Origin of the sequence: Cupriavidus sp. OV096 (genome assembly GCF_900115455.1) — a bacterium.
Lineage (GTDB): Bacteria > Pseudomonadota > Gammaproteobacteria > Burkholderiales > Burkholderiaceae > Cupriavidus.
The window spans coordinates 100,674-115,302 of sequence record NZ_FOWM01000016.1 but is presented as its reverse complement, the minus strand read 5'-3'; the positions used below and the strand labels follow the sequence as shown (position 1 = coordinate 115,302).

The window sequence follows — 14,629 nt, the reverse complement described above, 5'->3', positions numbered from 1 at the left end:
TCGACTCGGCCCCAAGGACCGACCGATCCTGCATTCGGATCAGGGCTGGCAATACCAAATGGCGTCCTATCGATCGATGCTCAAGCAGCACAGTGTCCGTCCCAGTATGTCGCGCAAAGGTAACTGCCTCGACAACGCTGCCATGGAGAGCTTCTTCGGCATCCTAAAGTCCGAATTCTTCTACCTGAACAAGTTCACCAGCATCGAGCAACTGCAGGATGGACTGCGCCAATACATTCACTACTACAATCATGACCGCATCAAGCTCAAACTAAAAGGGCTGAGTCCTGTGCAATACAGGACTCAGCCCTTTCCGGCCTAGCCATCAACCGTCCAACTTCTGGGGGTCAGTTCACAACATCGGGCGTTTTTGTTTTTGGGCTTGCTCGATGCAGGGGCGCAGGGCCTCAGGGCTGGCCGCCGAGCTTGGTCAGCGCATCCCCGGTCACGCGGCAGATGCGCCAGTCCGGCATCACGTCGGCGCCCATCGCCTGATAGAAATCGATCGACGGCTGGTTCCAGTCCAGCACCGACCATTCGAAGCGCCCGCAGCCGCGCGCCACGGCGATGCCGGCCAGATGGCGCAGCAGCGCCTTGCCCAGTCCGTGGCCGCGCCACGCGGGCTCCACGAACAGGTCTTCGAGGTACAGCCCCGGCTTGGCCAGAAAGGTCGAGAAACTGTGAAAGAACAGCGCGAAGCCGACCGCCTGCCGGCCTTCGTCCGTCTCCACTTCCACCAGCACCGCCTCGGCATGTGGGCGGTCGCCGAACAGCGCGGTCTGGATTTTTTCCGGCGTGGCTTCGACGAGATGGGTGAGCTTTTCATACTCGGCCAGCGCGGCGATCAGGCGAAATAGCGTGGTGCTGTCTGCGGGCTCGGCAGGGCGGATGGCGAAGGCGGTCATGGGAACGGTAGTAAGCGGCGAATGCGGGAATGAGTCGGGAATGCTACTCCAACATCCCAGCCAGCCGGGCCACCTGGGCCACGTAGTCCGGGGCGAGGCAGTCCACGCTGACGCGCTCGGGCGTGCTGCGCAGCCAGGTGAGCTGGCGCTTGCAGAGCTGGCGCGTGGCGGCGATGCCGCGTTCGCGCATGGTCGAGGCATCGCAGGCGCCGTCGAGGAACTCCCACACCTGCCGGTAGCCGACGCAGCGCATCGACGGCAGGCCGAGATGCAGGTCGCCGCGCGCGCGCAGCCGTTGCACCTCGTCGATCAGGCCGCCGGCCAGCATCGCATCGAATCTTTCCGAGATCCGCGCGTGCAGCACTGCGCGATCCGACGGCTCCAGCGCGATCACGCGGTAGCGCGCATCGGCCGCGCCGGTGAAGGTGCGGGCATCAGCCTGGCGGGCCAGCAGCGCGGACATCGGCTGTCCGCTTAGTCGGAAAATCTCCAGCGCGCGCTGGATGCGCTGCGCATCGTTGGGCGCCAGCCGGGCGGCGGTCACCGGGTCTACCTCGGCCAGCATCGCGTGCAGCGCCGGCCAGCCGCGTTCGGCCGCCCGGGCGTCGAGTTCGGCGCGCAGCGTGGCGTCGGCCTGCGGCAGGTCGTTCAGGCCCTGCGTCAGCGCCTTGTAATAGAGCATGGTCCCGCCCACGATCAGCGGCGCCCGGCCGCGCGCGCGGATCTCGGCGATCAGCCGCTCGGCATCGGTCACGAACTGCGCGGCGGAGTAGCTGTCGACTGGATCGATGATGTCGATCAGATGGTGCGGCACGCTGGCCAGTTCGTCGCGCGTGGGTTTGGCGGTGCCGATGTCCATCTCGCGATAGACCAGCGCGGAGTCGAGGCTGATGATCTCCACCGGCGTGTGCGCGGCCAGCGCCAGCGCGGCGGCGGTCTTGCCGGAGGCGGTGGGGCCGAGCAGGCAGACGACCGGCGGCAGGGCGGAAGACAGCGGAGCGGAAGACAGCGCAGACATCGACAAACTGTTACTGGCCACGCAGGAACAGCCGGTCCAGCTCGGCCACAGTGAGCTGCACCCAGGTGGGGCGCCCGTGGTTGCATTGGTCGGCGCGCTCGGTCTGCTCCATCTGGCGCAGCAGCGCGTTCATCTCTTCCAGCGTGAGCTTGCGATTGGCGCGCACGGCGCTGTGGCAGGCCAGCGTGGCGAGCAGCTCGTTCTGGCGCTCGGCCAGCACGCGCGAGCCTCCATAGGACTGGAGGTCGCGCAGCACGTCGCGCGCGAGCGCCTCGGCATCGGCCTGCTTGAGCAGTGCGGGAATGGCACGCACGGCCAGCGTGGTCGGGGAGACCGGGGCGATGTCGAAACCGAGCAGGGTCAGCGTTTCCTGATGTTCCTCGGCCGCGCCGATCTCGACCGGGCTGGCCGGCAGCGTGACCGGGATCAGCAGCGGCTGTACGGCCAGTTCACGCGCTTCGAGTGCCATCTTGATCTGCTCGTACAGGATGCGTTCGTGCGCGGCATGCATGTCCACCAGCACCAGCCCGCGCGCGTTCTGCGCCAGCACGTAGATGCCGTGGAGCTGGGCCACCGCGTAGCCGAGCGGGTGATCGGCCTCGGCGCCGTCCGTATCGTGCTGGACGAAGGGCGAGGAGGTGCCCATCGGCAGGCGATCGAGCAGGCTGGGCGGTTCGTCGGCCCGGGCGGCCTGGGCATCGGCCAGCCAGGCGGGCGGCTGCGCGGACGGCTGCCAGGCGCGGCCGGCGCCATCGCCGGTGGCCTCGCGCACCATGCCGAGATAGGCCTGACGCGGCTGAGCGATGCCGAGTTCGGTCTGGCGGCCTGCGGAGTAGTTAACCCACTGCGGCGCCGCGCCGGGTACGCCGCCGGCCATGCCGCTGCCCCCGATCGGGCTTGCGTTCGGCATCATGGCGCCATCCGCTGCATCGGTATGCAGGCTGTCGCCCTGTTCGCCGGCCTGCCGCGCCAGGCAGCGCTGCACGGCGTGGTAGACGAACTGGTGCACCGCGCGGGATTCGCGGAAGCGCACCTCGATCTTCGACGGATGCACGTTCACATCGACCATTTCCGGCGGCAGGTCCAGGCACAGCACGTACGACGGGAAGCGGTCGCCATGCAGGACGTCCTGATAGGCGCTACGCACGGCGTGGTTGAGCAGCTTGTCGCGCACAAAACGGCCGTTGACGAAGAAGTACTGCTGGTCCGGCCGCCCCCGGGACGCCGTGGGCAGCCCCGCGAAGCCATAGAGGTGCAGCGTGCCGGCTTCCTCGTCCAGCGCGAGTCGGGCGCGTGCGAAGTCGGTGCCGAGCACCTGCGCGGTGCGCGTGGCCACGTCGCCGCCGTTCCAGTGCTCGAGCGGCTTGCCGTTGTGATGGACCGAAATTGTGACATCGGGCCGCGCCAGCGCCGCCCGCCGGATCATCTCCAGGCAGTGTCCCAGCTCGGTTTGTTCCGTTTTAAGGAACTTTCGGCGCGCTGGCGTGTTGAAGTACAGGTGCTGCACATCGACCATCGTGCCGACCCCGCCCGAGGCGGGCTGGAGATGGCCGGTGTCGGCGCTGACCTGGGTGGCATGGGCGGCATCGGCGGTGCGGCTGGTCAGCACGAGGTGCGAGACCGAGGCGATGGACGCGAGCGCCTCGCCCCGGAAGCCCAGCGTGAGCACCGACTCCAGTTCGTCGAGCGAGGCGATCTTGCTGGTGGCGTGGCGCGTCAGCGCGACGGGCAGTTCGTCGGCGGGAATGCCGCAGCCGTTGTCCGTGATGACCATGCGCCGCACGCCGCCTTCTTCGAGCCGGATGGCCAGCTGCGTGGCGCCGGCATCGAGTGCATTTTCGAGCAATTCCTTGACCACCGAGGCGGGCCGTTCCACCACCTCGCCGGCGGCGATCTGGCTGATCAACTGGTCCGGCAGGGCGCGGATGGGGCGGCTGGGCTGGGTGGTGCGGAGGGCGTCGGCAGGCATGCGGCGATTATACGTGCGGCCGGACACCTTTTCGGCACACTTGGGCCGCCCGGGTGACGGACGCGCCCGGCGGCTCTTGTATCATGGGGACCTTCTTCTAGGGGATCAGTTTGGACACCGTATTGCAACTGCTGGACATGGTCCTGCACATCGACAAATTCCTCGGCCAGTTCGTTCAGGACTATGGCGTCTGGGTGTACGGCATCCTGTTCGCCATCGTCTTCGCCGAGACCGGCCTGGTGGTGCTGCCGTTCCTGCCCGGCGACTCCCTGCTGTTCATTGCCGGCGCCATGTGCGCCACCGGCGCGATGAACGAGTGGGTGCTTTGCGGCCTGCTGTTGGTGGCCGCGATCACGGGCAACACGGTCAACTACTTCGTGGGGAGCTGGATCGGGCCGAAGGTGTTCGACCACCAATGGCGCTTCCTGGACCAGAAGGCGCTGCGCAAGACGCACGACTTCTACGAGCGCCACGGTGGCAAGACGCTGGTGATGGCGCGTTTCATCCCGATCGTGCGGACTTTCGCGCCGTTCGTGGCGGGGGTGTCGCAGATGACGTTCGCGCGCTTCCAGATGTTCAACGTGCTTGGCGCGGTGGCCTGGGTCTGCGGACTGGTGTTCGCCGGCTACTTCTTCGGCAATTTGCCCTTCATCAAGCAGTACCTGAACCTGATCGTGCTGGCGGGCATTGGTGCGGCGGTGGTGCCGCTGGTGCTGGGCGGGCTGTGGAAGCTGGTACGCGGCAAGCCGCGCACCCGTGCGGATCTCAAGGACTGATGGGGATGAGCCCAGCGATTAGCTGAGGCTCCGGCTCATCATCCGCAGCGCCGGCATGCGGTCGCGGATCTGGGTCGTATCGGCCGCATCGGGACGGGCCTGGACGTAGGCTTCCAGGTCCTCCAGCGCCGGCCGGAAGCACTCCAGGTTGGCGTACGCCAGCCCCCGATCGCGCACTTCCTCGATCGAATTCGGCAACAGGATCACCAGGCGGTTCTGCACCGCCAGCAGCCGTTGCCAGCGCGATTCCTGCAGGTAGATCGCCTTCAGGTTGCGCAGCAGGCGGGCGACGATCTCGCGGTGGCTCGCCACCTGCAGAAACAGCCCCAGCGGCACCTGGTTCGGGTCCGAAATCCCCTCCCGTTCGAGGTAGGGGTCCAGCATCTCCTGCAGTTGCTCCTTCGACAGCGTCTCCCCGGTGAGCGGGTCCAGCACCACCTCGCCGGCGGGGATGGTCATGCGCACGAGGAAATGATTCGGGAACGACACGCCCTTGAGCGGCAGCCCGATCTGCTGCCCCAACTCCATATAGAGCACGGCCAGCGTGATCGGAATGCCGCGCCGCTGGCGCAGCACCACGTTCAGGTAGGAATTGTCCGGATCGTAGTAGTCGTTGGCGTTGGCGCCGAAACCGAGATCGCGGTAGAAGAAATGATTGAGCAGGCGCAGGCGCTGGATGGCGGGCGTGCCCTCGGCAATCCGCCGCTTGAGCCGCAGCGCGAGTACGTCGAGGGAGGCCAGTTCGGCTTGGAGGTCGAGGTCCGGGTACGCGTCCTGGGCGATGGAGAGCGCGGTTTCCGTCAGCGGGATGCCGTTTTCGTCGGCCACGAGGCTGGCGAAGTAATCCAGGACTTTCGTGGATGTCATTGCGGGTTCCTGACTAGCCGGCGCGGCGCCGGAAGGCGGCGTAACGCAGCCCCATGATCCACAGTGTACCGAAGTAGACCACCGCCGCAAGTACCAGGCACGACGCCATCAGCGCGATGCGCGCAAGCGGCGTGGCGCCCATCGCCACCCAGTCGAAGTTCCGGGCGAACCACAGCAGCATGCCCGCCAGGATCAGCACCGCCGCGAGCAGCCGGGCGAGAAACAGGCCCCAGCCCGGGGCCGGCCGGTAGAAGCCGCGCCGGCGCAGGCCGAAGAACAGCAGCAGGGCGTTGACGGTGGCGCCGAAGCTGATCGACAGCGCCAGCCCGGCGTGGCCCAGCAGCGGCACGAAGACGTAGTTCGACGCCTGCGTGATGACCAGCACCAGCAGCGCGATCTTCACCGGCGTGCGGATGTCCTGCCGCGCGTAGAAGCCCGGCGTCAGGATCTTGATCAGGATCAGCGCCACCAGGCCGGTGCCGTACGACACCAGCGCCTGGCGCGTCATTTCCACCGCGTGGGCGTCGAACTTGCCGTAGTGGAACAGCACGGCCGTCAGCGGCGTGCCGAACACGAACAGGCCCACAGCGGCGGGCACGGCCAGCAGGAAGGTCAGGCGCAGGCCCCAGTCGAGCAGGCCCGAGTACTCCTCGCGGTCGTCCGTGGCGCTGGCGCGCGAGAGGCTCGGCAGCAGGATGGTGCCCAGCGCCACGCCCAGCAGCGCGGTCGGGAATTCCATCAGGCGGTCCGCATAGGTCAGGTACGAGACGCTGCCGGCGGCCAGGTGCGAGGCGATATTCGTGTTGATGATCAGGCTGATCTGCGCCACCGACACGGCCAGCAGCGCCGGCAGCATCTGACGGATCACGCGCCGCACGCCGGCGTCCGACCAGGCCGCGCGCAGGTTGAACGAGAGCCGCGGCATCACGCCGAGCCGGCGCAGCGCCGGCACCTGGATGACTAGCTGGAGCACGCCGCCCGCCAGCACGCCCCAGGCCTGGGCATAGATCGGCTGGCTCATGTGCGGGCCGACGAACAGCGCCGCCACGATCAGGCAAAGGTTCAGCAGCACCGGCGTGAAGGCCGGCACGGCGAAGTTGCGCCAGGTATTGAGGATGCCCGACGCCAGCGCCACCATCGAGATCAGGCCGATGTACGGGAACATGACGCGCGTCATGAACACTGCCGAGTTGTAGGTCTCGGAGTCGCCCCGGAAGCCGGTGGCCACCACCGTCATCACCACCGGGGCGCCGATCACGCCCAGCACGGACACCGCCACGAGCACCCAGGACATCACCGTGGCCACCGCGTCGATCAGGTGGTGGGTCTCGTCCGGCCCGCGCTTGCCGTGGTATTCGTTCAGGATCGGGACGAAAGCCTGCGAGAATGCGCCCTCGGCAAAGACCCGGCGCAGCAGGTTAGGTATGCGAAACGCCACATTGAAGGCGTCGGTCATGTCCGAGGCGCCGAACGCCCGGGCAATCAGGATTTCGCGCACCAGCCCCGTGATGCGGGAGAGCATGGTCAGGCTGCTGATGGTGGCGAGCGCTTTGAGCAGGTTCAAGATGGGCCGTGAAAGTTGCTGCGGCGCCACGTATGAGGCGGGGGCCGGCTGGGAATGTGGCGGCTATTATACGGATCGGGCCGCGCGGCACGCTCAGGATGCGGCAGGTGCGTATCGGTCTTGCCCACCGTGCCGGCATGTGTGTATAATCGCCGATTCGCAAAGGACAGTCGCGTTCCGGATTCGTGTGTCAGAGCATCCCGGGTCGCACGATGTGACTTAATTGTTGCGTCCCAAATTATTGCGTCGCCCCGGGCGCGCATTCTGAATTCAGGAAGAAATTACATGGCAAATTCCGCACAAGCCCGCAAGCGCGCGCGCCAGGCCGTCGCCCAGAACGCTCACAACTCGAGCCTGCGTTCGCGTCTGCGCACCGCCGTCAAGGCCGTTCGCAAGGCAATCAACGCTGGTGACAAGGCCGCCGCTGCCGAGATCTTCAAGCAGTCGCAGACCGTGATCGACAGCATCGCCGACAAGAAGATCGTGCACAAGAACAAGGCTGCACGTCACAAGTCGCGCCTGTCGGCTGCCATCAAGTCGATGGCTGCCTGATTGCCGCACGGGCCGCTTCGGCGGTCCTGTAGCAGTCCGAGTGGTACCGCAGTGCGCCGGATCGGCATCGGTCCGGCATGAAAAAAGCTCGTCAATGCGACGAGCTTTTTTGCGTTCTGACGCCAGCTTGGCCCGGGTGTCCGGGCCGGGCAGGGATCTTCAGTCGTTCAGGAAGCAGGCTTCCACCACCTGGAGGTTGTTGTCGCGGGCGAAGTTGAGGACGAAGTCGAGCGCCTTCGGCTCGATGTCGCGCAGGCGGGTGTCGACCACCACGTTCTTCACGCCGGCCACGATCACGGGCCGCACATAGGGCGAGTAGGTCAGGCGGGGATCGCCAGTGTCGCCCTCGGGGCGAAATTGCGCCATCACGCCACACAGCCGCTCCGCCCAATCGCTCGGTCGAAAGGTCTTGCCTTCCTTGGTGACGCCTTGGATGAAGTATTCGCGAACGTTGGGGGTGGTCATGGGACTGCGGGGATAAGACGGTGACTCGACGGTAAACCCGCTGGACGGGCGCCCGTTTGACGTGTCCGGCCGGCGATTGGTTCGCACGCATCCGGATGGGAGAGCGGGGCGCTTTGTCTGCGGGGGCACTTTTGATGCCGACGGCGGGCGGTGGCATGGGTATGCCGGGGCCCCGCGTGAATCAGCGAGTATTATATCTTATATAAGACCTGCGCATAGGGGCGAATCCTGTCGGGAAGCTGTCAGCGCGAGCATGCGGGCCGATCTGCCCGGGCTCGCCAAAGCTGGAATAATCCCTTATGATTCTTGCAATTACATTGCGTAAGCGACGCGAAAGGCGGCTCCGCGACACGCTCCGACCCTCAGGGACAGCCAGTACCGGCTTCCGGGTTGCGTGTCCTGATCGAGCCGCCTTCTTTGTTTTATGAGCCCAACCCCGATCAAGCATTACCTCCAGTTCAGCGATTTCGGACCCGAAGAGTACGAATACCTGCTGGACCGCGCGCGGATCCTCAAGGCCAAGTTCAAGAACTACGAGACATGGCACCCGCTGCACGACCGCACGCTGGCCATGATCTTCGAGAAGAATTCCACGCGCACGCGCCTGTCGTTCGAAGCCGGCATCCACCAGCTCGGCGGCCATGCGGTGTTCCTGAACACGCGTGACTCCCAGCTGGGCCGCGGCGAGCCGATCGAGGACGCCGCGCAGGTGATCTCGCGCATGGTCGACATCATCATGATCCGCACGTTCGGCCAGGAGATCCTGGAGCGTTTTGCCGCGCATTCGCGCGTGCCGGTCATCAACGGGCTCACCAACGAATACCACCCGTGCCAGGTGCTGGCCGATATCTTCACCTACATCGAGCAGCGCGGCAGCATTGCCGGCAAGACGGTGGCGTGGATCGGCGATGCCAACAACATGGCGTACACCTGGATCCAGGCCGCCGAGCGCCTGGGTTTCACGTTCCATTTCTCGGCGCCGCCGGGATACCAGCTCGATCCGGCCATGGTGCCGGCCACGGCCGCACACCTCGTCAAGGTGTTCGATAATCCGCTCGATGCCTGCCAGGGCGCGCACCTGGTGACCACCGATGTCTGGACCAGCATGGGCTTCGAGGCCGAGAACGACGTGCGCAAGCGCGCGTTCCAGGACTGGATGGTGACCACGGCGATGATGGACCGCGCCACCGATGACGCGCTGTTCATGCACTGCCTGCCCGCCCACCGTGGCGAGGAAGTGGAAGCGGCGGTCATCGACGGCCCGCGCAGCGTGGTCTGGGAGGAAGCCGAGAACCGCCTCCACGTGCAGAAGGCGCTGATGGAATTCCTGCTCTGCGGCCGCTACTGAACACCGCGCCACACCCGACGAAATGGGGCCTGCAAGGGCCCCGTTTTTACGTCCAAATCCCTGAGGAGAATGAACAAATGAGTCAGTTCGACAATGTTTCCGTCGTCAAGAAGGCCAACCTGTACTTCGACGGCAAGTGCGTGAGCCACACGGTGGTGTTTCCCGATGGCACGCGCAAGACGCTGGGCGTGATCTTCCCGGCCACGCTGAACTTCAATACCGGCGCGCCGGAGATCATGGAGATCAACGGCGGTAGCTGCCGCGTGCGTCTGGCCGGTTCGGAGGAATGGAAGACCTATGCTGCGGGCCAGCAGTTCGACGTGCCAGGCAACAGCAATTTCGATATCGAAGTGACCGAGACGCTGGACTACGTCTGCCAATTTGGCTGATTTGCCGGGGTGAGGGGGCCGCGCAGCGGCCTCAGAGGATCACCGGCTCCGGCTCGATCCGCACGCCGAAGCGCGCCTGGACCGTATCGACGATGCGGTCCGCCAGCTTCAGCAGCGCGGCACCCGTGCCGCCGCCGTGGTGTACCAGCACCAGCGCCTGTTTACCGTAGACGCCCACCGGGCCGTCGTCCAACCCCTTGAACCCGCACTGATCGATCAGCCAGCCCGCCGCGAGCTTGTAGCCGCCATCGGGCTGTGGATAACTGACCAGCGACGGGTGCGCGGCCAGCAGCGCGTTGCGCAGCGCGGCATCGACCACAGGATTCTTGAAGAAACTGCCAGCGTTGCCGATCTTGGCCGGGTCCGGCAGCTTGCGCGAGCGAATGGCCACCACGGCATCGCGGACCCGGGCCGCATCGGGCGCCGCCACGGGGTCCAACTCGCGCGCCAGTTCGCCATAGTTGAGCACCGGCACCCATGCCTTCGGCAGGCGCAGCGTGACGGCGGTGATCAGGTAGCGCTCGCGCCCCTCGCGCTTGAACAGGCTGTCCCGGTAGCCGAATGCGCACTGTTCGCGATCCAGGGTGACGAAGACGCCAGTCTGGCGGTCATAGGCGCGCAGGCTGGCGAAGCGCTCGCGCAACTCCACGCCATAGGCGCCGATGTTCTGGATCGGCGCCGCGCCGGCCGTGCCGGGGATCAGGGCGAGGTTTTCCAGCCCGGGGTGGCCGTCCGCGATGGTGCGGCCCACCAGCCCGTGCCAGTTCTCGCCGGCGCCGGCGGTGACCAGCCAGTCGTCGCCGTCTTCCGCCACCGCGTAGCCGGGAATTTCCATCAGCAGCACCAGCGCGTCGAGGTCGCCAGTCAGCACCACGTTGCTGCCGCCGCCCAGCACCACCAGCGGCAGGCCCTGCGCGCGCGGGTCGGCCAGCGCGGCCAGCAGGTCGGCTTCGGAGCGAATGTGGGCCGCGAGGCGCGCCCGGACATCGAAACCGAATGTATTGTGCCGGCGCAGGGGATAGAATTCGTGGAAATCTGCCATCAAGGGAAGGGTTTGCGGCCGCCGCGGCGGGCGACCCGGACTGCGGGGTAGGCCCGATTATACGTAGGAGAATCGAAAATGCCGTCGTTCGACGTAGTGTGTGAAGCCAATATGGTGGAAGTGAAGAACGCCGTGGAGCAGTCCAACAAGGAAATCTCCACGCGCTTCGACTTCAAGGGCTCCGACGCCCGTGTGGAGCAGAAGGAAGGCGAGCTGACCGCGTTTGCCGACGATGACTTCAAGCTCGGCCAGGTCAAGGACGTACTCATCAACAAGATGGCCAAGCGCAACGTGGACGTGCGCTTCCTCGACTACGGCAAGACCGAGAAGATGAGCGGCGACAAGCTCAAGCAGGTCATCACGATCAAGAAGGGCGTGACTGGCGACCTGGCCAAGAAGATCGTCCGCATGATCAAGGACAGCAAGATCAAGGTGCAGGCCAGCATCCAGGGCGACGCCGTGCGCGTCTCCGGCACCAAGCGCGACGACCTGCAGTCGGTGATCGCGCTGCTGCGCAAGGATGTTTCCGACGCGCCGCTGGACTTCAACAACTTCCGCGACTAAGCGCCCGCCGGCGCGGCGGCATGCGCCGCGCCGAGACCTGTCTTATTGCGCCTGCCGCGCCTGCTGCGGCAGGCCGCCAATCTTCGCGCCCGGCTTGATGCCCTTCTGCGCGAACCATCCCTTGTTCATCTCGAGCGCATAGCGCACCGCCGCGCGCGGGCAGTGGTTGTCTTCGCTCTGCGGGGCCATGTCCTCGATGTTCACGATGCTGCCGTCGTCGGCCAGGAAGGCGATCGAGAGCGGCAGGTTCGTGTTCTTCATCCAGAAGCAGTGACCCGCCTTCTCATCGAAGACGAACAGCATGCCGGCGTTGGCGGGCATGGTCTTGCGATACATCAGGCCACGCTCGCGCGCCTCCGGGGAGGCGGCCACTTCGGCCTGGATGGCATACATGCCGGCCGTCAGCGGGATCACGGGCAGCGCGGCCTGCGCCTGGGCGAGGCTGGCGAAGGACGTCAGCGCGGCGGCGCCGGCGGCCAGCAGAATCTTGGGCACGAGTTGCATGGCTTGGGAGAGGATTTGGATGTTCGACCGCCGAGAGCATAGCGCAGCCCGGCGCCACCGCGCTTGCGCGGACACATCGGCGCAAGAAAAAAGGCAGGCCGCCGATGCGCGCCTGCCTTTCCGAGGGGTGGCGCGCCGGGCTTGCGCCGGGCCGCCGCAGCACCGCCCTTACTGGGTGGTGGTTGCCGAAGCTGCCTTCTTGGTGGAGGCGTGCTTCGTGTGCTTTTTCTTGCTGGTCTTCGCGGGCTTGGTGGCTTCCTTGGCGGCCGGTGCAGCGTCCGTGGCGGGAGCGGCCGGAGCCTGGGCAAACGCGCCAGTGGCGAACAGTCCGACAACCAGGGCAGCGATCAGTTTTTTCATTGCGAGTACCTCAAAGTGGGTTCTGCGTAGGGAAATCGACGGGACCGTGGCTGTCCCGTCTGCCCTCTGAAACGGCGCGCGCAATCGCGCCGTTGACGTCGCGCTTGTCACTATTTGTAACGGCGCCTTACCGGTGGACGAGCCTGCGGGCGAGGGGATGGCCTTGGCGACGACTGCGGCAGGCCGAGCACGGCCGGGTCGATCTCGCACCAGGCGCCAGGCGCCAGTCCCAGCTCGGGCAAGGCCAGCGCGCCGATGCCCACGCGCACCAGCCGCAGCGTGGGAAACCCCACGGCGGCGGTCATCCGCCTGACCTGGCGATTCTTGCCCTCGCGGATCTGCAATTCCACCCAGGTGGTGGGGATGGCCGCGCGGAACCGGATTGGCGGATCGCGGGTCCAGAGCCAGTTGGGTTCGTCGACGATGCGCGCCGAGGCGGGCAGCGTGCGGAAATCGCCAAGATCGACGCCGGCGCGCAGCGTGGCCAGCGCGGCGGCATCCGGCACCCCTTCGACCTGCGCCAGGTAGGTCTTGGCCAGCTTGTGGTGCGGGTCCGCGATGCGGGCCTGGAGCGCGCCATCATCGGTCAGCAGCAGCAGGCCCTCGCTGTCGGCATCCAGCCGGCCGGCCGGATAGACGCCGGGCACGCGCACGCAGTCGGCCAGCGTCGGCCGCGTAGGGTGCGCGGAGAACTGGCTCATCGTGTTGAACGGCTTGTTCAGGGCAATCAAGGTCATGGGCGCGAAGTATGCCAGCGCGGGCGGACTGCGGACAGCGGCCCGATTTGGCGAATCCCAAATCCATGTTGCATAATAATAAGACTAGTCTTATGTCTTATATAAGACTCATTTGACAATATCCATGCGAACCGAGCAGCGAGGCGGGCTTCCCCTCTACAATGCCTCGCATCAGTCACGCATTGGCGTTGCCGGGCACCGGCCGGGCAGCGGACACAACCCGCAAGTGGAGACGTTCATGTACCAGCACATCAAGGTCCCGGCAGGCGAGAAGATCACGGTCAACGCCGACTCCTCGCTCAACGTGCCGGACAATCCCATCATTCCGTATATCGAGGGCGACGGCACGGGTGTGGATATCACCCCGGTGATGCTCAAGGTGGTGGACGCAGCCGTGGAAAAGGCCTACGGCGGCAAGCGCAAGCTGGCCTGGATGGAGATCTACGCCGGCGAGAAGTCCACGCGCCTCTACGGCCCGGACGTGTGGCTGCCGGACGAGACGTTGCAGGTGGTGAAGGACTACGTGGTGTCGATCAAGGGTCCGCTGACCACGCCGGTGGGCGGCGGCATCCGCTCCCTGAACGTGGCGCTGCGCCAGCAGCTCGACCTTTACCTCTGCCTGCGCCCGGTACGCTACTTCAAGGGCGTGCCCTCGCCGGTGCGCGAGCCGGAGAAGATCGACATGGTGATCTTCCGCGAGAATTCGGAAGATATCTATGCCGGCATCGAGTGGGAGGCTGGCAGCGAAGGCGCCAAGAAGCTGATCAAGTTCCTGCAGGACGAGATGGGCGTCAAGAAAATCCGATTCCCGGAGACGTCGGGCATCGGCGTGAAGCCGGTTTCGCGCGAGGGCACGCAGCGGCTGGTGCGCAAGGCGATCCAGTATGCAATCGACAACGACAAGCCGTCGGTCACGCTGGTGCACAAGGGCAACATCATGAAGTTCACCGAGGGTGGCTTCCGTGACTGGGGCTATGAGCTGGCGCTGCAGGAATTCGGCGCGGAGCTGGTCGACGGCGGCCCGTGGTGCAAGCTGAAGAATCCGAAGACGGGCCGCGATATCGTCATCAAGGACGCGATTGCCGATGCCTTCCTGCAGCAGATCCTGCTGCGTCCGGCCGAGTATTCGGTCATCGCCACGCTGAACCTGAACGGCGATTATGTCTCTGACGCGCTGGCGGCCCAGGTGGGCGGCATCGGCATTGCGCCGGGCGCGAATATGTCCGACACCGTGGCCATGTTCGAAGCCACCCACGGCACTGCGCCGAAATATGCCGGCAAGGATTATGTGAATCCAGGCTCGGAAATCCTCTCGGCAGAAATGATGCTGCGCCACATGGGCTGGACCGAAGCGGCCGACCTGATCATCCGGTCGATGGAAAAATCGATCCAGTCGAAAAAGGTGACCTACGACTTCGCGCGGCTGCTGGAAGGCGCCACGCAGGTGTCCTGCTCGGGGTTCGGACAGGTGATGATCGACAATATGTAAGGGCGGTTCCGGCCTCACTGGCCGAAGTCGAAGACAAAACCCCGGTGGCTGAAAGGCCGCCGGGGTTTTTTGTTGGATTG

At 65.7% G+C, this 14,629-nt stretch carries 17 protein-coding genes; 7 read left to right on the top strand and 10 right to left on the bottom strand.

Features of this window, described 5'->3' with window-relative positions; genetic code table 11:
• The coding region (locus tag BM115_RS25230; protein WP_143093939.1) for an IS3 family transposase at positions 1-322 on the top strand (322 nt) is incomplete at its 5' end.
• Positions 323-407: 85 nt separating this feature from the next.
• Here the strand turns inward: BM115_RS25230 and BM115_RS25225 are convergent.
• Genes BM115_RS25225 through mutL form a run of 3 tightly spaced genes read right to left on the bottom strand, consistent with a single transcriptional unit; the run spans position 408 to position 3,892 of the window.
• Entirely contained in the window at positions 408-905 is a 498-nt protein-coding gene (locus BM115_RS25225; RefSeq protein ID WP_092301050.1) for a GNAT family N-acetyltransferase, read from the bottom strand.
• Positions 906-948: 43 nt separating this feature from the next.
• Entirely contained in the window at positions 949-1,923 is a 975-nt protein-coding gene (miaA, locus tag BM115_RS25220) for a tRNA (adenosine(37)-N6)-dimethylallyltransferase MiaA (RefSeq protein ID WP_092301047.1), read from the bottom strand.
• A gap of 10 nt (positions 1,924-1,933) precedes the next feature.
• Positions 1,934-3,892, bottom strand: a complete 1,959-nt coding sequence (gene mutL / locus BM115_RS25215) for a DNA mismatch repair endonuclease MutL (RefSeq protein ID WP_092301044.1) — start codon at positions 3,890-3,892, stop codon at positions 1,934-1,936.
• A 110-nt stretch (positions 3,893-4,002) separates the two neighbouring features.
• Between mutL and BM115_RS25210 the strand changes: the two genes are divergently transcribed.
• A complete protein-coding gene (locus BM115_RS25210) occupies positions 4,003-4,668 on the top strand; it encodes a VTT domain-containing protein (protein ID WP_092301041.1) in 666 nt (221 codons plus the stop codon).
• Positions 4,669-4,686: 18 nt separating this feature from the next.
• Here BM115_RS25210 and BM115_RS25205 read toward each other — a convergent pair whose 3' ends face one another.
• Both BM115_RS25205 and murJ read right to left on the bottom strand, forming a co-directional pair.
• Positions 4,687-5,535 carry a SirB1 family protein gene (locus BM115_RS25205; protein ID WP_092301038.1) on the bottom strand — a complete coding sequence of 283 codons (849 nt, stop codon included), beginning with the start codon at positions 5,533-5,535 and terminating at the stop codon, positions 4,687-4,689.
• 13 nt (positions 5,536-5,548) lie between these two features.
• Positions 5,549-7,099: a murein biosynthesis integral membrane protein MurJ gene (murJ, locus tag BM115_RS25200; protein ID WP_092301035.1), complete on the bottom strand. Its 1,551-nt coding sequence runs from the start codon at positions 7,097-7,099 to the stop codon at positions 5,549-5,551.
• Between the two features lie 285 nt (positions 7,100-7,384).
• Here murJ and rpsT point away from each other — a divergent pair, with 285 nt between their 5' ends.
• Positions 7,385-7,651, top strand: a complete 267-nt coding sequence (gene rpsT, locus BM115_RS25195; protein ID WP_092301032.1) for a 30S ribosomal protein S20 — start codon at positions 7,385-7,387, stop codon at positions 7,649-7,651.
• Positions 7,652-7,810: 159 nt separating this feature from the next.
• On the opposite strand, the gene BM115_RS25190 is transcribed toward rpsT, so the two are convergent.
• Complete coding sequence (locus BM115_RS25190) at positions 7,811-8,116, bottom strand: DUF3579 domain-containing protein (RefSeq protein ID WP_092301029.1); 306 nt, start codon at positions 8,114-8,116, stop codon at positions 7,811-7,813.
• Between the two features lie 424 nt (positions 8,117-8,540).
• Here BM115_RS25190 and argF point away from each other — a divergent pair, with 424 nt between their 5' ends.
• Complete coding sequence (argF, locus tag BM115_RS25185) at positions 8,541-9,464, top strand: ornithine carbamoyltransferase (RefSeq protein WP_092301026.1); 924 nt, start codon at positions 8,541-8,543, stop codon at positions 9,462-9,464.
• Positions 9,465-9,541: 77 nt separating this feature from the next.
• Positions 9,542-9,853, top strand: coding sequence for a pyrimidine/purine nucleoside phosphorylase (locus BM115_RS25180; protein WP_092301023.1), 312 nt, complete (start codon positions 9,542-9,544; stop codon positions 9,851-9,853).
• Between the two features lie 31 nt (positions 9,854-9,884).
• On the opposite strand, the gene murB is transcribed toward BM115_RS25180, so the two are convergent.
• Positions 9,885-10,895, bottom strand: coding sequence for a UDP-N-acetylmuramate dehydrogenase (gene murB / locus BM115_RS25175; RefSeq protein ID WP_092301020.1), 1,011 nt, complete (start codon positions 10,893-10,895; stop codon positions 9,885-9,887).
• Positions 10,896-10,973: 78 nt separating this feature from the next.
• Between murB and BM115_RS25170 the strand changes: the two genes are divergently transcribed.
• Complete coding sequence (locus BM115_RS25170) at positions 10,974-11,459, top strand: YajQ family cyclic di-GMP-binding protein (RefSeq protein ID WP_092301017.1); 486 nt, start codon at positions 10,974-10,976, stop codon at positions 11,457-11,459.
• Positions 11,460-11,501: 42 nt separating this feature from the next.
• Here BM115_RS25170 and BM115_RS25165 read toward each other — a convergent pair whose 3' ends face one another.
• From BM115_RS25165 to BM115_RS25155, 3 genes are all read right to left on the bottom strand, one after another.
• Positions 11,502-11,963: a DUF192 domain-containing protein gene (locus tag BM115_RS25165; protein ID WP_092301014.1), complete on the bottom strand. Its 462-nt coding sequence runs from the start codon at positions 11,961-11,963 to the stop codon at positions 11,502-11,504.
• 168 nt (positions 11,964-12,131) lie between these two features.
• Positions 12,132-12,323: a hypothetical protein gene (locus BM115_RS25160; RefSeq protein WP_092301011.1), complete on the bottom strand. Its 192-nt coding sequence runs from the start codon at positions 12,321-12,323 to the stop codon at positions 12,132-12,134.
• Between the two features lie 110 nt (positions 12,324-12,433).
• Positions 12,434-13,060: a pseudouridine synthase gene (locus tag BM115_RS25155; RefSeq protein WP_092301008.1), complete on the bottom strand. Its 627-nt coding sequence runs from the start codon at positions 13,058-13,060 to the stop codon at positions 12,434-12,436.
• Positions 13,061-13,298: 238 nt separating this feature from the next.
• Here BM115_RS25155 and icd point away from each other — a divergent pair, with 238 nt between their 5' ends.
• Positions 13,299-14,549 (top strand): NADP-dependent isocitrate dehydrogenase, encoded by a 1,251-nt coding sequence (icd, locus tag BM115_RS25150; protein ID WP_092301005.1) that lies wholly within the window; start codon positions 13,299-13,301, stop codon positions 14,547-14,549.
• Positions 14,550-14,629 lie beyond the last annotated feature (80 nt).